Origin of the sequence: Janthinobacterium sp. SUN206 (genome assembly GCF_030587305.1) — a bacterium.
Taxonomy (GTDB): domain Bacteria; phylum Pseudomonadota; class Gammaproteobacteria; order Burkholderiales; family Burkholderiaceae_D; genus Janthinobacterium; species Janthinobacterium kumbetense.
Genome location: NZ_JAPWIB010000003.1, coordinates 538580 through 556459 on the forward strand (window position 1 = coordinate 538580; position 17880 = coordinate 556459).

The 17880-nt window shown below is 61.7% G+C and carries 15 protein-coding genes; 12 read left to right on the forward strand and 3 right to left on the reverse strand.

Features of this window, described 5'->3' with window-relative positions; all coding sequences use genetic code 11:
- The first annotated feature begins 1 nt into the window (after position 1).
- The 3 genes from O3300_RS19420 (at position 2) to O3300_RS19430 (ending at position 5439) form a co-directional block, all read left to right on the forward strand.
- Positions 2-1174 carry an efflux RND transporter periplasmic adaptor subunit gene (locus tag O3300_RS19420; RefSeq protein WP_099665735.1) on the forward strand — a complete coding sequence of 391 codons (1173 nt, stop codon included), beginning with the start codon at positions 2-4 and terminating at the stop codon, positions 1172-1174.
- The gene (locus tag O3300_RS19425) at positions 1171-4281 is read left to right on the forward strand and encodes an efflux RND transporter permease subunit (protein ID WP_305053837.1); all 3111 of its coding nucleotides are present in this window, start codon (positions 1171-1173) and stop codon (positions 4279-4281) included. Before O3300_RS19420 ends, O3300_RS19425 begins: the two co-directional genes overlap by 4 nt.
- A gap of 270 nt (positions 4282-4551) precedes the next feature.
- On the forward strand, positions 4552-5439 hold the full coding sequence (locus O3300_RS19430; protein ID WP_251349390.1) for a hypothetical protein: 888 nt from the start codon (positions 4552-4554) through the stop codon (positions 5437-5439).
- 79 nt (positions 5440-5518) lie between these two features.
- Here O3300_RS19430 and yihA read toward each other — a convergent pair whose 3' ends face one another.
- Complete coding sequence (yihA, locus tag O3300_RS19435; protein ID WP_077398853.1) at positions 5519-6256, reverse strand: ribosome biogenesis GTP-binding protein YihA/YsxC; 738 nt, start codon at positions 6254-6256, stop codon at positions 5519-5521.
- 186 nt (positions 6257-6442) lie between these two features.
- Between yihA and O3300_RS19440 the strand changes: the two genes are divergently transcribed.
- The 5 genes from O3300_RS19440 to O3300_RS19460 all read left to right on the forward strand — a co-directional run bounded on the left by O3300_RS19440 (position 6443) and on the right by O3300_RS19460 (position 12321).
- Positions 6443-7114, forward strand: a complete 672-nt coding sequence (locus tag O3300_RS19440) for a cytochrome c (RefSeq protein WP_077398855.1) — start codon at positions 6443-6445, stop codon at positions 7112-7114.
- Positions 7115-7298: 184 nt separating this feature from the next.
- Positions 7299-9395, forward strand: coding sequence for a cytochrome c biogenesis protein ResB (locus O3300_RS19445; RefSeq protein ID WP_099665733.1), 2097 nt, complete (start codon positions 7299-7301; stop codon positions 9393-9395).
- Between the two features lie 49 nt (positions 9396-9444).
- Positions 9445-10596, forward strand: a complete 1152-nt coding sequence (ccsB, locus tag O3300_RS19450; RefSeq protein WP_034753239.1) for a c-type cytochrome biogenesis protein CcsB — start codon at positions 9445-9447, stop codon at positions 10594-10596.
- 84 nt (positions 10597-10680) lie between these two features.
- A complete protein-coding gene (gene msrP, locus O3300_RS19455) occupies positions 10681-11658 on the forward strand; it encodes a protein-methionine-sulfoxide reductase catalytic subunit MsrP (protein WP_099665732.1) in 978 nt (325 codons plus the stop codon).
- Positions 11659-11667: 9 nt separating this feature from the next.
- A complete protein-coding gene (locus tag O3300_RS19460; RefSeq protein WP_305053838.1) occupies positions 11668-12321 on the forward strand; it encodes a sulfite oxidase heme-binding subunit YedZ in 654 nt (217 codons plus the stop codon).
- Here O3300_RS19460 and O3300_RS19465 read toward each other — a convergent pair.
- A complete protein-coding gene (locus tag O3300_RS19465; protein WP_305053839.1) occupies positions 12318-12542 on the reverse strand; it encodes a lipoprotein in 225 nt (74 codons plus the stop codon). The genes O3300_RS19460 and O3300_RS19465 overlap by 4 nt on opposite strands.
- Between O3300_RS19465 and cyaY the strand changes: the two genes are divergently transcribed.
- Positions 12541-12870, forward strand: coding sequence for an iron donor protein CyaY (gene cyaY / locus O3300_RS19470; RefSeq protein WP_305053840.1), 330 nt, complete (start codon positions 12541-12543; stop codon positions 12868-12870). The genes O3300_RS19465 and cyaY overlap by 2 nt on opposite strands.
- A gap of 66 nt (positions 12871-12936) precedes the next feature.
- On the opposite strand, the gene O3300_RS19475 is transcribed toward cyaY, so the two are convergent.
- Entirely contained in the window at positions 12937-15282 is a 2346-nt protein-coding gene (locus tag O3300_RS19475) for a penicillin-binding protein 1A (RefSeq protein WP_077398866.1), read from the reverse strand.
- Positions 15283-15584: 302 nt separating this feature from the next.
- Here O3300_RS19475 and pilM point away from each other — a divergent pair, with 302 nt between their 5' ends.
- The 3 genes from pilM to O3300_RS19490 are packed head-to-tail and all read left to right on the forward strand — an operon-like array spanning position 15585 to position 17809.
- The gene (gene pilM / locus O3300_RS19480) at positions 15585-16217 is read left to right on the forward strand and encodes a pilus assembly protein PilM (RefSeq protein ID WP_305053841.1); all 633 of its coding nucleotides are present in this window, start codon (positions 15585-15587) and stop codon (positions 16215-16217) included.
- On the forward strand, positions 16214-16762 hold the full coding sequence (locus O3300_RS19485; RefSeq protein ID WP_305053842.1) for a PilN domain-containing protein: 549 nt from the start codon (positions 16214-16216) through the stop codon (positions 16760-16762). Before pilM ends, O3300_RS19485 begins: the two co-directional genes overlap by 4 nt.
- 15 nt (positions 16763-16777) lie before the next feature.
- On the forward strand, positions 16778-17809 hold the full coding sequence (locus O3300_RS19490; RefSeq protein ID WP_305053843.1) for a pilus assembly protein PilP: 1032 nt from the start codon (positions 16778-16780) through the stop codon (positions 17807-17809).
- Positions 17810-17880 lie beyond the last annotated feature (71 nt).

Sequence of the window (17880 nt, forward strand, 5' to 3'; positions counted from 1 at the left end):
AATGAAAAAGACTAGTCTGGCAATCCTCGTGGGTGCGGCCCTGTGTATCGGCGGCGGCATCTGGTATTTCAATCATCAGCCCGGCGCGGCGAGCGGTGGGCAGGATGGTAAAGGGGGCAAGGGCGGACAGGCGCCGACGACGGTGAGCGTGGTCGTTCCGGTGCGCCAGGACGTGCCGATGGTGCTGCAAGCCAATGGCAGCGTGATGCCGATCAGCAGCGTTGACTTGCACCCGCAGACGACCAGCACGATTACCAAGGTGCATATCCGCGAAGGCCAGTTCGTCAAGCAGGGCGAGCTGATGTTCACTCTCGATGCGCGCAGCGAACACGCGAATGTCGACAAGGCGCAGGCGCAGGTCTTGCGCGACCGCGCCTCGGTGCAGGACTTCGAGCGCCAGCTCAAGCGCAGCCAGGATTTGCTGAGCAAGAACTTTATTGCCCAGGGCGCCGTCGATACCCTGCAAAGCCAGCTCGACGCGGCACGCGCCTTGCTGGCTGCCGACCAGGCCGCCTTGCGCGCCGCCCAGGTCGATTCCAGCTACACCGTCCTGCGCGCGCCGCAGGCGGGCAGGGTAGGGGCCATCAATGTCTATGCGGGCAGCCTGGTGCAGCCGACCACGTCGCTCACCAGCATCACCCAGCTCGACCCGATCGACGTGTCGTTCACCTTGCCGGAAAGCAGCTTGTCCGGCTTGCTGGCGGCGCAAAAGGCGGGCGAGGTGCCCGTCACGGCGCTGTTGTCCGATGCGGGCGGCAAGCAGCTCGACGGCAAATTGAACTTTATCGACAATGCCGTCGATTCCGCCACCGGCGTGATCCGGATCAAGGCCCGTTTCAATAATGGCGGCACCGATTTGTGGCCAGGCCAGTACGTGAATACGCAGCTGACCGTGCGCACCCTCAAGGATGCGCTGGTGATCCCGCAAAACGCCATCATCACGAGTACTTCCGGCACCTTTGTGTACTCGATGGAGGCGGACAGTACGGCCAAGATGCGCAAGATTACCCGCGTGTACGCGTTCGGGCCGAGCGCCGTCGTCACGGGCCTGGCAGGCGATGAAAAAGTCATCGTCGATGGCAAGCAGAACTTGCGTCCAGGCAGCAAGGTGCGCCTGGCGGAAAAACACAAGGCCGCCGATGGCGCCGCCGCACCGCAGGGCAAGCCAGCATGAACCTGTCCGAACTGAGCATCCGCCGCCCCGTCATGGTGGTGCTGCTGTCCCTCTCCATCATCCTGGCCGGCGTGCTGGCCTACCTGCAAATTCCCGTGGCGGCCTTGCCGAGCTACAACACGCCCGTCATCAACGTCAGTGCCGACCTGGCCGGTGCCAGCCCGGAAACCATGGCCTCGTCGGTGGCCTTGCCACTGGAAAAACAATTTTCCACCATTTCCGGCCTTAGCCTGATCACGTCCACGAGCACGCTGGGCAATACCTCGCTGACCCTGGAATTTGACGCCAGCATCAATGTCAACGAGGCGGCCGTCGACGTGCAAGCCGCGCTGCTGCGGGCGCAGCGCCAGTTGCCGACGGAAATGACGGATTTACCATCCTACCGCAAGGTCAATCCTGCCGATGCGCCGGTGCTGTTCATCCAGATGACGTCGCCATCGCTGAACTTGTCGGATCTCAATGATTATGCGGAAAACCTGATCGCCCCGAGCCTGTCGACCCTGCCTGGCGTGGCCCAGGTGATCGTGAATGGCCAGAAGCGCTTTGCCGTGCGCGTGCGCGCCCGTGCCGACCTGATGAATGCGCGCAACCTGACGATGGACGAGCTGGCCACCGCCTTGCGCACGTCGAACACGAATTCCCCGCTGGGCATCCTTGACGGCCCGAGCCAGACCCTGACCATCCAGGGCAATCCGCAAATGATGAAAGCGGCTGATTTTGCCGAATTGATCGTCGCCAGCCGCAATGGCCAGCCCGTGCGCCTGAAAGACGTGGCCGAGGTGGAAGACAGCTTTCAATCGATCAAGGCCGTCGGCAGTTTCAACGGCGAGCGCTCGATCAGCCTGATGGTGCAGCGCCAACCGGATGCCAACACGGTGCAAGTGGTCGATGGCGTGCGCCGTTTGTTGCCTGGGTTCAAGGAACAATTGCCGCAATCGATACAGATCAGCCTGGTTAACGACCGTTCGCTGTCGATACGCGAAGCCATCCACGACGTCAATTTGACCTTGGCCCTGACGGTGGTGCTGGTGGTGCTGGTGATTTTCCTGTTTCTGCACCGCGCGGCCGCCACCTTCATTCCTGCCGTCACCATGCCGATTTCCCTGCTGGGCGCCCTGGCTCTGCTGTACTGGCTCGGCTATAGCCTCGACAACGTCTCGCTGCTGGGCATTACCCTGGCCGTCGGCTTGGTTGTCGACGATGCCATCGTGGTGCTGGAAAACATCGTACGCCATATCGAGATGGGCAAGAAACCGATACGCGCGGCCCTGGAAGGGGCAAAAGAGATGGGCTTTACCATCATCTCGATTTCCGTCTCGCTGGTGGCCGTGTTCATCCCCATCTTCTTCATGCCGGGCGTGATCGGCTTGTTGTTCCATGAGTTCGCCGTTGTCGTCTCGCTGGCCGTGCTGGTGTCCGCCGTCGTCTCGCTGACCCTGGTGCCGATGCTGGCCAGCCGCTTCCTGCCGGCCGATTCGCGCGAGCACAATGACAGCGACCCCAGCCATGGCGAAAAAACCTTCATCGGCCGCCATTTCGAAGCGGGTTTCACGAAGTTGCGCAACGGTTACGTGCATCTGCTCGACAAGGCCCTGGCGCACCGCAACGTGGTGCTGTTCATTGCCGTGTGTACCTTTGCGCTGACGGTGCTGTTGTACGCCACGATACCGAAAGGTTTCTTCCCGGAAGAAGATCTGGGCCAGATCCAGGTCAATACGGAAGCGTCGGAAGACATTTCCTCGGCGGCACTGCAGGATTTGCAAGCCCGCGTGGCGGCCGTGCTCAAGGCGGACCCCAGCGTGCAGGATGTGACCTCGTTCGTCGGCGGCGGCAACACGGGACGCATGTTCATGGTCTTGAAACCGCGCAACGAGCGGCCGAAAATGCCCGTGGTGCTGGAAAACCTGCGCCGCGCGACGAGTACCGTGCCCGGCATGGCCGTGTATTTCCGCCCCGTGCAAAACTTGCAGCTGGGCGGACGCCAGAGCAAGAGCCGCTACCAGTACACCTTGCAAAGCGTCAGTCCCGACGCCTTGAATGACTGGGCGGAAAAGTTTATTGCCGGAATGCGCACGGATCCGGCCTTCCGCGACGTCACCAGCGATTCGCAGATCAAGGGCTTGCAGGCGTCGCTCAGGATCGACCGCGACAAGGCCAATCTGCTGGGCGTGCAAATGTCCGATATCCGCACGGCCCTGTACAGCGCCTTTGGCGAGCGGCAAGTGTCGACCATCTACTCGTCGGCAGCCAGCTATTACGTGATCCTGGAGGCGGCCACGGCAGACCGCCAGTACGACGATGCGCTCACGCGCGTGTCCGTGCGCAGCAAGACGGGCGAACTGGTGAAACTGTCGAGTATTGCCTACGTGGAACGCACGATCGGACCCACGTCCGTGAATCACCAGGGGCAGTTGCAGGCTGTTACCATCGCCTTCAACCTGGCGCCGGATGTGCCGCTGGGCATCGCCACGGGCAAGATCGACGCGATGGCCAAGGACATGAGCTTGCCGGCCTCCATCATCACGCGCTACGGCGGCGACGCGGCCGTGTTCCAGAGCTCGCAGTCCAGCCAGATCATCCTCATCATTGCCGCGCTGGCCGTGATCTACGTGCTGCTCGGTGTGTTGTATGAAAGCTATATCCACCCGCTGACCATCCTGGCCGGCTTGCCATCGGCGGCAGTGGGGGCGCTGCTGACCCTGCGCCTGTTCGGCATGGACCTGACCATGATCGCCATCATCGGCATTTTGATGCTGATCGGCATCGTCAAGAAAAATGCCATCATGATGATCGACTTCGCCCTGCATGCGCAGCGCAACGACGGGCTGGCGCCGGCGGAGGCCATCCGCCAGGCTTGCATCCTGCGTTTCCGCCCCATCATGATGACGTCGGCGGCGGCCTTGATGGGCGCCTTGCCGATCGCCCTGGGCCTGGGCGCCGGCGCCGAGCTGCGCCAGCCGCTGGGCCTGGCGGTGGTCGGCGGCTTGCTCTTTTCACAAGTGATTACCCTGTTCATCACCCCCGTGATTTATCTGTTCCTGGACAAGTACAGCGGCACGGGACCGTTGACGGACGAGCAATTGGTGGCGCTCGACAACAAGGCCTGATCCGCCATACGGCAGCACCGGCGCCCCGTTCCTGAGTGAATGCGGCGCCGGTTTTGTATGGGCCGTGATACATACGGTAACAACCGTCAAGGGACGGCTAGGGTACGCTGATACCGCTGCAAGGAAAGTCGCTATCCTGTACGCTTCGGGTTGGAAATGCCGAGGAAGTGTTCCCAAAAGCAAGGGACTCTGGCACTATGGCTGCCCTGTAAGATTACTTTTGTCGCTACACAGAAAGCACGATTCATTTTGCATGACACGACCCATTTGATGGCTGCCGATTCCGATGTTTGCCCCACCTGCGGGCAAGTCATCCAGCCACCACCGGCCTACGGGTCCAAGACCAGCACCATGCGCAAGGTGGCGCTCGGCGTGTCCGTCTTGCTGCACGTGCTGCTGGCGGCGTATGTCTTGTTGCGTAGCGACAAGATCGAAAAAATCCCGCCGCCGAAGAAGGAAAGCGCAATGGTCTACATTGCGCCGCTGAAAGACAAGCCGCAACCGAAGCCGCAACCGAAACCCACGCCGAAACCGAAGGACACGAAAGTGGCCAAGGTCAAACCGCCACCGGCGCCGAGCAAGCGCGTGGTCACGAAAGACGTGCCGCGCGACAAGCCGAAACTGGAAACCTTCACGCCGCCGCTGGTGTCGAAAGTGCCGTTGCCGCCGCCGCCCGCTGAAGACATGAGTTCGATGATCGAGCAGCGCCGCAAGCAGCGTCAGGCGCAAAATCCCGCGCCGCCGGCCGAGGAAAGCGAAAACGACCGCGCCATGCGCGTGGCCAAGGCGAATATCGCCGGCGCCCAGGGACGCAATTCCGGCAGCGACCGCGAGGATTCGGGCGGCGTGTTTTCCATCGTCAACCAGACCTCGTTCAGCGCGGAAGTCAAGTTCAAGGGCTGGAATGGCAACTTCAAGCGCAACTGGCTGAAGCAGGAAAAAGTGGAGCTGGGCAATGAGCCCGATATCGAAACGGCCATCCTGAAGAAGATGATCCAACTGATCCGTGCCGAAAAACCGGGCGACTTCGTGTGGGAATCGCGTCGCCTGGGGCGTAACGTCAACCTCAGCGCCCGCGTGGAAGACACGGCCGAGCTTATGGCTTTCCTGCGCCAGGAATTCTTTTCCGAGAAGCGGCCAGGGCCGGGACGGCGCTAGGCGCCCGTCAAACTGACGGCAATAAAAAAGGCTGCACCGTGTGAACGGGCAGCCTTTTTTTACGCAGCGTTGATCTCGATCAAGCCGGTTTGTCCGATTCAGGCTCGACGTCGTCTTCCATGTCGATCAATTCGACCATCTGGGCCGCGCCGTCTTCGCTGATGCCGGCCAGTTCCATGATCTTGTCGTTGGCTTCGTCGATGCCGACGCGTTTCAGGGCCGAGAACAGTTGCACGGTGAACGGGAAGCCGACGCCGTCTTCATCCACATAGCTGTCGAGCTTGGCTTTCGCCTGGCGCAAGGCATTCACGGATTCATTACGGTTCAGCTTATCGACCTTGGTCAGGATGCAGTGGATCGGCTTGCCGGTCGGGGCGAACCATTCCAGCATTTGAATGTCCAGGTCGGTGAACGGGCGGCGCGAATCCATGATCAGGATCAAACCCGCCAATTGCTCGCGGCGCTGCACGTAGTCGCCCAGCAGGCGCTGCCAGTGCAATTTGGCCGAGCCCGATACTTCCGCGTAGCCGTAGCCCGGCAAGTCGACCAGCAGGCATTCGATCTCTTCGACGATGGTGGCATCCTTGCGGTGCTGCGCCACGTGGGCGCCGCCGATGGAGAAGTAGTTGATGTGCTGGGTACGGCCAGGTGTCTTGGAGGCGAACGCCAAGCCTTTCTGATTACACAAGATGTTGATGGCGGTCGATTTACCGGCATTGGAGCGGCCGGCAAAGGCGATTTCCGGCACCGTGGTATCGGGCAGGTCACGCAATTGGTTGACGGTCGTAAAGAAGCGGGCTTGCCAGAGTTTTGACATGGGAGTAGTAAAGCAACAAAAGGGAGCGATAAGGGAGCGATAACGCCAAGAAGCTATTGTACAATAAGGGGTTGTTTATTGTTGCCGGCGTAGCAGCGATGCGGCTTGCGGCCCTGAAAATAAAGCAAAAATCCACAGGGCGCGGCAATGTCCACCACTAATTTCTCACTGTCTCAGGGTGCCTGAATGAATCGTGCGTTTTCACCGTTTATCAAATCCATGCTGCTCGCATTGCTGGCTGTATCGGCAACTGCCTCCGCGGTCGAAGCAGCGAAACCGGCCGTCAAGGCCGACGCCGCCAAGGGCGCCACCCTGTACGCCGATGGCGATGCGGCGCGCGGCTTGCCTGCCTGCGTCTCCTGCCATGGCGCGGCCGGCAATTCGACCATCACGGTCAATCCGAAACTGGCCGGTCAGCACGAAAGCTATATCTACAAGCAATTGGTCGACTTCACCACGCCGGAACGCAGCCAGCCCGTCATGACGACGTACGCGAAGATGCTCAGCGACGCCGACAAGAAAAATATCGCCGCCTACCTGGGCGCGCAACTGTCCAAACCGGGTGCCGCGAAAAACAAGGATACGATCGACCTGGGCAAGAAAATCTACCGTGGTGGCATTGCTTCCAAGCAAGTTGCCGCCTGCGCCAGCTGTCATGGCGCGACGGGCAATGGCATTCCCGTCCAGTACCCGCGCATCGCCGGCCAGCACCAGGATTACACGGTGGCCCAGCTGACCATGTTCCGCAGCACCAAGGCTGATGCCCGCAAGAACAGCGCGCAAATGCACACCATCGCCGCCCGTATGTCGGATGACGAGATCGCCGCCGTTGCCGATTACATCGCCGGCCTGAAGTAAGTTTTCATCGTGGCAAGAGATTGCCAGGCGCACCAGCGCGCATGAACGAGGGCGGCCGTCTCAACAGGCTGCCCTTTTTTATGGCAGGGGCCAAACAGGAGTATGCTGCCGCCTTGCGCGGAGAAACTATCAGCTCCATGCCACATTTTCTTGAAGATTGCATATCCCGTATGAGTATCCACGTATGAGCACTGGCACGACCGGAATCGAGTTAAAGACCCAACGCCGCAGCCTGGCTGAATTCGTCGAGCTGGTCTCGTCAATGCGCTTTGCCATCAGCCTGCTGACCCTAATCGCCGTCGCCTCCATCATCGGCACCGTGCTCAAGCAAAACGAGCCCATGCCCAATTATGTCAACCAGTTCGGTCCGTTCTGGTTCACCGTTTTCGACAAGCTGAGCCTGTATTCCGTGTATTCGGCCTGGTGGTTCCTCGTGATCATGGGCTTCCTCGTCGCCTCGACCTCGCTGTGCATCGTGCGCAATGCGCCGAAGATGCTCAAGGACATGCGCAGCTGGCGCGACAATGTGCGCGAGCAATCGCTGCGCAATTTCCACCACAAGCTGGAATGGCAGGCGCCGCTGCCGCGCGCCGTGCTGGCGCAGCAGATGGTGATGCGCCTGAAAGACGCCGGCTACCGTGCCAAGGTGGTCGAGAAGGACAACGCCACCCTGGTGGCCGCCAAGCGGGGCGCCGCCAATAAATGGGGCTATATCTTTGCCCACGGCGCCATCGTCATCATCTGCGTGGGCGGCTTGCTCGACTCGGAAATGCCGATCCGCGTACAGCAATGGTTCTTTGGCAAGACGCCGTTTGCCGGCAGCGGCGTGATCGCCGACATCCCCGCCCAGCACCGCCTGAGCCTGTCGAACCCCACTTTCCGCGGCAATACCATGATCCCGGAAGGCTCGTCGAGCAACACGGCCATCATTCCCCAGGCCGATGGCGTGCTGATCCAGGATTTGCCCATCACGATCTTGTTGAAGAAATTCCACATCGATTTTTACAGCACGGGCATGCCGAAGCTGTTTGCCAGCGACGTGGTCGTCACCGACCATGCGACGGGGGAAAGTTTCCCAGCAACCATCAAAGTCAACCAGCCTCTGCTTTACAAGGGCCTGGCCCTGTACCAGTCCAGCTTTGAGGATGGTGGCAGCAAGCTCAAGTTGACGGGTTATCCGATGACGGGCAAGACGACGAAACGCTTCGATATCGGCGGCGAAGTGGGCGGCAGCACGCCGCTCGAGCGCAGCGATGGCAATTCCTACACGGTGGAATGGTCGGGTTTCCGTCCCTTCAACGTGGAAAACCTCAGCGCGGGCCAGGATGTGCGCGCCGTCAACAAGGCGGAAAGTTTTAACGATAAATTCGCCGTCGGCCTGGACAAGCGCCTCGGTTCGGCCGCGAAGAACGCGAACAACAAGGATCTCAAGAACGTGGGCCCCTCGGTGCAATACAAATTGCGCGACAAGACGGGCCAGGCTCGCGAGTACCAGAACTATATGCAGCCGGTCGCCGTGGATGGCACGACGGTGTTCCTGGCCGGCATGCGCGTCAACCCCAGCGACCCGTTCAGCTATCTGCGCATTCCCGCCGATGACAATTACAGCGTGAACGAATGGATGCGCTTGCGTGCCGCGCTGCAAGATCCCGCGCTGCGCCAGCAAGCCGCCACGCGCTATGCGGCGCGCGCCATGCCGCAGGCGGGCGCGGAAGCCTTGCGCAGCCAGTTGCAGGAATCGGCGGCGAAGAGCCTGGGCATCTTTGCCGGCAATGGACAAGAGGGCGGTTTCCTCGCCATTTCACGTTTCCTGGAGAAAATTCCTGCCGCCGAGCAAGAAAAAGCGGCCGATATCTTCATGAAGATCTTGAATGGCAGCCTGTGGGACTTGTGGCAGGCGGCGCGCGCCCAGGATGGCTTGAAGGCTATCGAGGCCGATGACAAGCACGGCCGCTTCCTGCAGCTGGCCACGAATGCGCTGTCCGACAGCTTCTTCTATGGCGCGCCCGTGTATCTGCAACTCGACGACTTTACGGAAATCAAGGCGTCCGTGCTGCAAGTGACGCGGTCGCCGGGCAAGAGCGTCGTCTACCTCGGTTGCCTGTTCCTCGTGATCGGCGTATTTTCCATGTTTTATATCCGCGAGCGCCGCCTGTGGGTGTGGATCAAGGATGGCGAGGGCGGCAGCGAGGCCTTGATGGCCATGAGCACGCAACGCAAGACCCTGGATTTTGAAAAAGAATTTGAGAACTTGAAGGCAAAGCTGCCGCAATCGGCGTAAGCTGCGCTGTGTCCGGGACGCTTGCGCGTCGCCGGGAATGGAGAAAATGATGGAATTGGCAAACAAGCAAATATATACGCAGGAACCAGGATTTTTCAAGCGCCTGAGCCTGATCGATTGGCTGTACGGCGCCGGCTTGCTGGCAGCCTCCCTGTTCGGCCTGATGCGCTTTGGCGCCTTCATGGATATCTATGAAAAAGCCATCTTGCTGGCCGCGGCGCCCACGTTCGCGTGGCTGGGCTGGTACTGGAAGCCCGTGCGCTGGCTGATCCCCGTGGCAGCCGTGCTGTCGCTGTTCGCCATCGAGCTGTACGCCGGCCACCTGGAGATGGCGAATCAGAAATTCTTCCTGAAATACATTTTGTCGAGCCAGTCCGCCATCCTGTGGATGGGCACCCTGTTCGTGCTGTCGACCCTGTTCTACTGGATCGGCCTGGTGGCGCGCTCGGAATTCGGCTCGTCCGTCGGCTCCCTGCTGTGCTGGGCCGGCGTGGTGCTGGGTCTGACGGGCATGCTGGTGCGCTGGTACGAGTCTTACCTGATCGGCGCCGACGTGGGCCATATTCCCGTGTCGAACCTGTATGAAGTGTTCATCCTGTTTTCCTTGATCACGGCCATGTTCTACCTGTATTACGAGCAGCATTACGCGACGCGCCAGCTGGGCGCCTTCGTCATGCTGGTCATTTCGGCGGCCGTCGTGTTCCTGATGTGGTACACGGTCACGCGCGACGCGGCCGAAATCCAGCCGCTGGTGCCGGCCCTGCAAAGCTGGTGGATGAAGATCCACGTGCCGGCCAACTTCATCGGCTACGGCACCTTCGCCCTGTCGGCCATGGTGGCGGCGGCTTACCTGCTCAAATCGAGCGGCTACCTGGTCGACCGCCTGCCGTCGCTGGAAGTGCTCGACGACGTCATGTACAAGGCCATTTCCGTGGGCTTCGCTTTCTTCACGGTAGCGACCATCCTGGGCGCCCTGTGGGCGGCCGAAGCATGGGGCGGCTACTGGTCGTGGGACCCGAAAGAAACGTGGGCGCTGATCGTCTGGCTCAACTATGCAGCCTGGCTGCACATGCGCCTGATGACAGGCTTGCGCGGCCGCGTCGCCTCGTGGTGGGCGCTGGTGGGCTTGCTGGTGACGACCTTTGCGTTTTTGGGGGTCAACATGTTCCTTTCCGGTTTGCATTCTTACGGCAAGCTTTAATTGTTTTTTGCATGACAGAAGCGTCATGAACGGCCCGGGAAAACTGGTGTAAGGTACAAATAATCACCTTTTCCCGGAGCCGCCATGTTGATCAAGCGCAGTCCCAACGGCATTGAGTTGCCGTATTCTTCCGAAATCACGCCGCGCGCCGTGTTTGAATCGCGCCGCAGTTTCATCAAGCAAGTGGCGCTGGGCACGATGTCCAGCGCGGCCTTGCTGGAAATGGCCAGCCGCGAAGCCTTCGCGCAGGGCACCAATCCCAAGCTGGCTGCCAAACTGAATCCCGCCTATTCGGCGCTGGAAAAACAGACGGCCTATAAAGACGCCACCAGCTACAACAATTTCTACGAATTCGGCACGGACAAGAGCGATCCGGCGCAAAACGCGGGCACTCTGCGCCCGCGTCCGTGGACGGTCAGCATCGAAGGCGAAGTCAAGAAACCCATGACCCTGGACCTGGACGCGCTGCTGAAGCTGGCGCCGCTGGAAGAGCGCGTCTACCGGCTGCGCTGCGTGGAAGGCTGGTCGATGGTCATTCCGTGGGTCGGTTATTCCTTCTCGGAAATCATCAAGAAGGTCGAACCGACGGGCAATGCCAAGTATGTGGAATTCATCACCCTGGCCGACAAGAAACAGATGCCGGGCGTGGGCAGCCGCGTGCTGCAATGGCCGTATACGGAAGGTTTGCGCATCGATGAAGCGAACCATCCGCTGGCGCTGTTGACCCTGGGCATGTATGGCGAAACCTTGCCGAACCAGAATGGCGCGCCCGTGCGCATGGTATTGCCGTGGAAATATGGTTTCAAGTCTGCCAAATCCATCGTCAAGATCCGTTTCGTCAAGGAACAGCCGCGCACGTCCTGGAACCTGTCGGCGCCGTCCGAATACGGTTTTTACTCGAATGTGAACCCGAACGTCGATCATCCGCGCTGGTCGCAGGCTTCCGAGCGGCGCATCGGCGAAGACGGTTTCCTCACGCGCAAGCGCAAGACCCTGATGTTCAATGGTTATAACGATGTGGCCTCGCTGTACGCGGGCATGGACCTGAAGAAGTTCTTTTAAGGAAATACTATGGCCATCAACCCCACGAGCAAACAGCTGTCGCTGCTGAAAAGCCTGATCTTCTTGCTGGCGCTGCTGCCGTTTGCCCGCATGGTCTGGCTGACGTACACGGGGCAACTGGTGGAGCCGCTGGAATTCATCACGCGCGGCACGGGCGACTGGACCCTGTATTTCCTGTGCATCAGTCTGGCGGTCACGCCCTTGCGGCGCTTCACGCAATGGAATTGGCTGATCAAGCTGCGGCGCATGCTGGGCCTGTTCGCGTTTTTCTACGCGACACTGCACTTCACCACTTTTTTATGGTTCGATCACTTTTTTGATGTACAGGAAATGTGGAAGGATGTGCTCAAGCGGCCGTTCATCACCGTGGGTTTTATCGCTTTCGTACTGCTGATCCCGCTGGCCGTGACGAGCACGAACGGCATGGTGAAACGCCTGGGGGGCAAGCGCTGGCAGTGGCTGCACCGCTTGATCTACATCATCGCGCCGCTGGGCATCCTGCACTTCTGGTGGATGAAGGCGGGCAAGCACAATTTCGCGCAACCGATACTGTTCGGCTCCATCGTCGCGCTACTGCTGCTAATTCGCGTGTATTTCGCCTGGAGCAAGCGAGAAAAGAGCGCCAGGGCGGCCAAGGCAGCCACCCCGGTGCGTGCCGTTTAGGTGGCTGGCACGATGATCGGTGGCGGCGGCACGGGCGCCGGTTCGACCGGGCCTTTGGCTGGCGCACCCTTGGCCGCGGGCGGCTTGGGCAGGTACAGGGGGCCGGGCTGGCCGCAGCCGGCCAGGACGCTAGAAACCACAATGGCGGTGCCGATATAAAACGCTGAGGATGACTTCACGATTAGAATCACGGTTTGATTAAGATCTTTGGAGTGTAGCATGAGCGAATCGGAATTCCTGGCCCTGGCCGAAGCCACCCTGACCCAGATCGAGGCGGCGCTGGACCGGCTGAACGATGAAGACGTGCTCGACGTCGAATGCAGCCGCAGCGGCAATGTGCTGGAAATCGAATTCATCGATAACGGCACGAAAATCATCGTCAACAGCCAGGCCCCCATGCGCGAGATGTGGGTAGCGGCCCGTTCCGGCGGTTTCCACTACAAGCGCGTGGATGACGAATGGCGCAACACGCGCGACGGCTCGGAACTGTTTGCGGCCCTGTCGGCCATGGCCAGTGAGCAGGCAGGCACGGCAGTCGTATTGACGTAATTGTCTTAGCCGCGCGCCATAAAAAAGGGCAGCCTCTTCAGGCTGCCCTTTTTGCATCAAACGATCTTAAAACAGTTCGTTCTTGACGGCTTCTTTCGCCTTTTCTTCCTCCGGCGTGCCGCGCGCCGCGCCTTCCAGGCTGCCTACGCCCGTGCCCGGCGGATTTTCCGCATAGTAATATTCGTCGCCCACGTGGATCAGGCCTTCCGGCACGGCGCGTTCCTCGACGGGAATGCTTTTCAGGGCTTTCGCCATGTAGCTGATCCAGATCGGCAAGGCCAGGCCGCCACCCGTTTCCCGGTTGCCCAGGTTGCGCGGCTGGTCGTAGCCGATCCAGGCGATGCCCACCAGCTTGGCCTGGTAGCCGGCGAACCAGGCGTCGATGGAATCGTTGGTCGTGCCCGTCTTGCCGGCCAGGTCGGGGCGCTTCAAGGCCATGGCCTTGTTGGCCGTGCCGAAGCGCACGACGTCGTTGAGCATGCTGTTCATCATGAAGGCATTGCGCTCGTCGATGACGCGGTTGGCTTCCTCGCCCGCCAGGTCCGGCTTGGCTTGCGACAAGACATTGCCGTCGCTATCGGTCACCTTGGCGATCAGGTACGGGTTGATCTTGTAGCCGCCATTGGCGAACACGGCATACGCGCCCGCCATCTGCAGCGGCGTCACGTTGCCGGCGCCCAGGGCCAGGGTCAGGTAGGGCGGGTTCTTGTCCGCGTCAAAGCCGAAGCGCGTCGCGTATTCCTGGCCATATTTGGCGCCGATCTTGTGCAGGATGCGGATGGAAATCATGTTCTTCGATTTCATCAAGCCCTTGCGCATGGTCATCGGACCATCGTACTTGCTGTCGTAGTTCTTCGGTTCCCACGCCTGGCCGCCCGTCTGGCCCGCGTCGAACGAGATCGGCGCATCGTTGATGATGGTGGCCGGCGACAGGCCCCGTTCCAGCGACGCGGAATAGATGAAGGGCTTGAAGGCCGAACCGGGCTGGCGCCACGCCTGCGTGACGTGGTTGAACTTGTTGCGGTTGTAATCGAAGCCGCCCACCATGGCGCGGATGGCGCCGTCCGTGGTGCTGGCCGAGACGAACGCCGATTGCACTTCCGGCATCTGCGTCAAGACCCAGGTATTGCCTTCCTGCATGACGCGGATCACGGCGCCGCGCTTGATGCGGCGGTTCGGCGCCGCTTTTTCCGACAGCCAGGCCGCGCCAAAGGTCAAGCCGGGGCCGGTAATCGTGATTTCCTCGCCCGCCGAGGTGACGGCCTGCAACGATTTGGGCGACGCTTGCAGCACCATGGCGGCGATGATGTCGTCGCTGTCCGGATGGTCGGCCAGTTCCGTCTCGATCGCGTCATCGGCTTCGGCCTTGGTTTTTGGAATCTCGATATACGCTTCCGGGCCGCGGTAGCCGTGGCGTTTCTCGTAATCCATCACGCCCTTGCGCAAGGCGATGTAGGCGGCGTCCTGGTCGGCCTTGGTGATGGTGGTGTAGACGTTCAGGCCGCGCGTATAGGTATCTTCCTTGAATTGCTCGTAGACCAGCTGGCGCGCCATTTCCGACACGTATTCCGCATGCACGCCGAAGGCGCTGCTGTCGGTTTTCACTTTCAGCTCTTCATTTTTCGCTTCTTCGTACTGCGCCGGCGTGATGTAGCCCAGCTGGGCCATGCGTTGCAGGATGTATTGCTGGCGCATGCGCGCGCGTTTCGGATTGACGACGGGGTTGTAGGCCGACGGTGCCTTCGGCAAGCCGGCCAGCATGGCCGCTTCCGCCACGGTGAGATCCTGGATATTCTTGCCGAAATAGATTTGTGCGGCCGAGGCGAAGCCGTAGGCACGCTGTCCCAGATAAATCTGGTTCATATACACCTCGAGGATCTGGTCCTTGCTGAGGTTTTTCTCGATCTTCCAGGCCAGCAAGACTTCATACGCCTTGCGTTTCAGGGTCTGTTCGCTGGACAGGAAGAAATTGCGCGCCACCTGTTGCGTGATGGTCGACGCGCCTTGCTTGGCGCCGCCCGTCAGGTTGTGCAGGGCCGCACGCGTGATGCCCAGGTAATCGACGCCGCCATGCTCATAGAAGCGGTCATCCTCGATGGCCAGCACGGCTTTCTTCATGACATCGGGAATATCCTTGATGTGCACCATGTTGCGCCGTTCCTCGCCGAATTCGCCGATCAGCACACTGTCGGACGTGAACACGCGCAGCGGCATCTTTGGCTTGTAATCGGTCAAGGTATCGAGCGCCGGCAGGTTCGGATATGCCATGGCCAGGCCAAAGACCACCAGCAAGACGCCGACGATGCCCAGGCCCAGCAGCGATACCAGGGCCATCAGCAGGAAACGTTTGGGTTTGCTGCCCTTGGTGGGCGGCTTCGAGCCAGCGGGGCCAGCGGATTTTGAAGATGTCATGCGTCGTATGTCTTTCGGTTAATTATGCCGGCCAATTATAAGCGAGCTTGCCGGGGTGGCAGCGCGCCGTGGCGCTGGCCGGGGGAGAGTGTTGAAACTTGCCGATACTCTATATAAGCGTGTATTGGCCCGCTGGCAACCAGGATTTGGTAACAATTATTCTGCGCCAGATCACGGCTTGGCCAGATAGGCGTCGCGCGCCGCAGACTCCGGCCTGAAATCCATTTACAAGCCAGCGCCGCCGGGACTAGGCTGTCGGATGGTAGGAACCTCTCCCACGCTGACGTTTCTCTATGAAAAACATGTCCATCAGCAATTTTCTTGGCATCGGCTTGCTGGGCGTCGACATCGCGGACGATGCCGTGCGCGTGGTCGAGTTGAGGCGCCGGCGGGGAAGATTGTCGTGCCGGCATTGCGGCGCCGCCGCGCTGACGCCCGGCGTGATACTGGAAGGCAATGTCGAGGACATGGAGGGCCTGGCCGATGCCTTGCGCCAGGCCCACCGCGACAGTGGCAGCGCCTGCACGCGGGTGGCGCTGGCCATGCCGGCCACGGCCCTGATTACGCATGCGATCCGCCTGCCGGCCGGATTGCCGGAGGAACAGCTGGAAATCCTCGTGGAACTGGAAGCGGCCCAATACATGCCGTTTGCGCTGGAAGACGCCAGCCTGGATTTTTTCATACTCGGCCCCGCGCCGCCGCTGGCTGGCGCAACAGGCAAGGAGGTCGACGTGCTGCTGGTGGCGGCGCGGCGCGCCAGCGTGCAGCGCCGTCTCGATGCGGCCACGGCGGCGGGCTTGCAGGCCGTCGTCATGGATAGCGAGGCAATGGCCATGCAGGCGGCGCTCGCGCAGGGTGGTTGGCAAGCCCTGCCCGACGGTGGCGTGGCCTACCAGCTGGCCTGGGGCCTGGCCCTGCACAGGTACGCCCGATGACGGTCCGGGCGCAAGTGCAGCGCATCAACCTGTTGCCGTATCGCCCCGCGGCACGGCGCAGGCGTATTCAGCTGTTGCTGTGGCAACTGGCGGGCGGGGCGCTGCTGGGACTGCTGCTGGCCCTGGCGACGGGGGCCTGGCTGCGGTACCAGCTCGACGCGCAACTGCGCCGCCAGGAGGGCTGGCGCAGTGCCATGCAGCAAGTCGATGCCGTGCTTGTCGCGGGTCAGCGGGTGCAGGGCGAGACGGCGGCGCTGCTGCTGCGCCAGCAAGCCATGGGCAGTTTGCAACAGCAACGCAATGCCTGGGTGCGCATGCTGGACGCGCTGGCGCGGGCGATGCCGGCTGGCGTGGCCTTGCACAGTGTGCGCCAGGAAACGACGATGGTGCGCTTGCAGGGGCAGGCTGCGTCGCAGGACAAGGTCGCGGCATTGCTGCTGGGGCTGGAACAGGCGGCGCCCTGGTCCCGGCCGGAATTGGTGGAAGTGCGCGGCGCGGCCGATGGCGCCGTGGAATGGACGGTACGGCTGGCTTTGGCACCCTAGTCCTGGAGGTTGATCATGCTGAGCTTGAAGATCGCGTCGTTGTGGCCGCTACCCGCGCGCCTCGCTTGCGCCGCCTTGGCCGCGACGCTGGCGGCAGCCCTGCTGCACCTTGCGTGGCTGGATGGACTGTTTGCGGCCATGCAGGCGGGGCAAGGCGAGGAGGTCCGCTTGCGCGCCGCGTATCTGTCGGCGCAAGCCAGGGCGCAGCAGTTGCCGCATTGGCGCGCACAGCAGCGCCAGGCCGGCGCCGAGCTGGCCTTGCTGGAACAGCAACTGCCCGACCAGCAGGCGATGGCGCTGCTGTTGACGCAGATCAATGCCGCAGGCCAGTCGCGCGGGCTGCAATTTTCCCTGTTCAAGCCCGGTGCGGCCCAGCCGCAAGCGCCGTATGTCGCCTTGCCGATCGCCATACAGTTGCGCGGCGGCTACCACGCCATGGGCGCGCTGCTGGCGGACCTGGCGCGCCTGCCGCGTATCGTCACGGTACATGGGCTGGCCTTGACCCTCGGCAAGGATCGTCTGTTGACCCTCGATGCCGTGCTGCACGCGTATCGCTTGCCCGCAGCGGGGGAGCGGGCGGCGCAAGCCGCCTTGGCGCCCAAGGCGGGCGCATCCGTTGCCGCATGGCGTCCGCTTGCCGCTGTCGCGCCGCAGCCGTACGCGGCCGCCGCCCTGGGCGATCCTTTTGGCGCCTTGCCGTCCGCCGGCGCGCCGGGGCAACGGGGCGCCGTGGCGGGGCCCGACCCGCGGCGCGTGCGCGAACCGCTGGAAAGCGTGGCTTTGCCGGCCATCAGCATGGTCGGCAGCGTGCAACAGGACGGGCGCCTGAGCGCGCTGCTGCTGGCGGGCCAGCGCGTGTACCGGGTGGCGGTGGGCCAGTATCTGGGGCAAGACCACGGCGTGGTGACGGATATCAGTGAACAGGCGCTGCAGTACCGTGAATTGCTGCGCGAGGCGGATGGTCCCTGGCGCGAGCGGCGCGGCAGCCTGGCCTTGCAGGCGGCGGGGGCGGCTGCGAAGGCCAGCCTGCCCGAGGCGGTGCCATGAGGCCGCGCCGCATGCTGCTGGCCGCCATGCTGTGTCTGCACGCCAGCAGCCTTGCCCAGGAAGCCGTGGTG

What these genes read in the sequence shown, in the direction of transcription:
- O3300_RS19425 (WP_305053837.1), top strand. Translation starts at nt 1,171, where the DNA reads ATGAACCTGTCCGAACTGAGCATCCGCCGCCCCGTCATGGTGGTGCTG.
- ccsB (WP_034753239.1), top strand. Translation starts at nt 9,445, where the DNA reads ATGGAATTGGCAAACAAGCAAATATATACGCAGGAACCAGGATTTTTC.
- O3300_RS19485 (WP_305053842.1), top strand. Translation starts at nt 16,214, where the DNA reads ATGACGGTCCGGGCGCAAGTGCAGCGCATCAACCTGTTGCCGTATCGC.
- pilM (WP_305053841.1), top strand. Translation starts at nt 15,585, where the DNA reads ATGTCCATCAGCAATTTTCTTGGCATCGGCTTGCTGGGCGTCGACATC.
- O3300_RS19440 (WP_077398855.1), top strand. Translation starts at nt 6,443, where the DNA reads ATGAATCGTGCGTTTTCACCGTTTATCAAATCCATGCTGCTCGCATTG.
- O3300_RS19475 (WP_077398866.1), bottom strand. Translation starts at nt 15,282, where the DNA reads ATGACATCTTCAAAATCCGCTGGCCCCGCTGGCTCGAAGCCGCCCACC.
- yihA (WP_077398853.1), bottom strand. Translation starts at nt 6,256, where the DNA reads ATGTCAAAACTCTGGCAAGCCCGCTTCTTTACGACCGTCAACCAATTG.
- O3300_RS19460 (WP_305053838.1), top strand. Translation starts at nt 11,668, where the DNA reads ATGGCCATCAACCCCACGAGCAAACAGCTGTCGCTGCTGAAAAGCCTG.
- O3300_RS19430 (WP_251349390.1), top strand. Translation starts at nt 4,552, where the DNA reads ATGGCTGCCGATTCCGATGTTTGCCCCACCTGCGGGCAAGTCATCCAG.
- O3300_RS19465 (WP_305053839.1), bottom strand. Translation starts at nt 12,542, where the DNA reads ATGCTACACTCCAAAGATCTTAATCAAACCGTGATTCTAATCGTGAAG.
- O3300_RS19420 (WP_099665735.1), top strand. Translation starts at nt 2, where the DNA reads ATGAAAAAGACTAGTCTGGCAATCCTCGTGGGTGCGGCCCTGTGTATC.
- cyaY (WP_305053840.1), top strand. Translation starts at nt 12,541, where the DNA reads ATGAGCGAATCGGAATTCCTGGCCCTGGCCGAAGCCACCCTGACCCAG.
- O3300_RS19445 (WP_099665733.1), top strand. Translation starts at nt 7,299, where the DNA reads ATGAGCACTGGCACGACCGGAATCGAGTTAAAGACCCAACGCCGCAGC.
- msrP (WP_099665732.1), top strand. Translation starts at nt 10,681, where the DNA reads ATGTTGATCAAGCGCAGTCCCAACGGCATTGAGTTGCCGTATTCTTCC.
- O3300_RS19490 (WP_305053843.1), top strand. Translation starts at nt 16,778, where the DNA reads ATGCTGAGCTTGAAGATCGCGTCGTTGTGGCCGCTACCCGCGCGCCTC.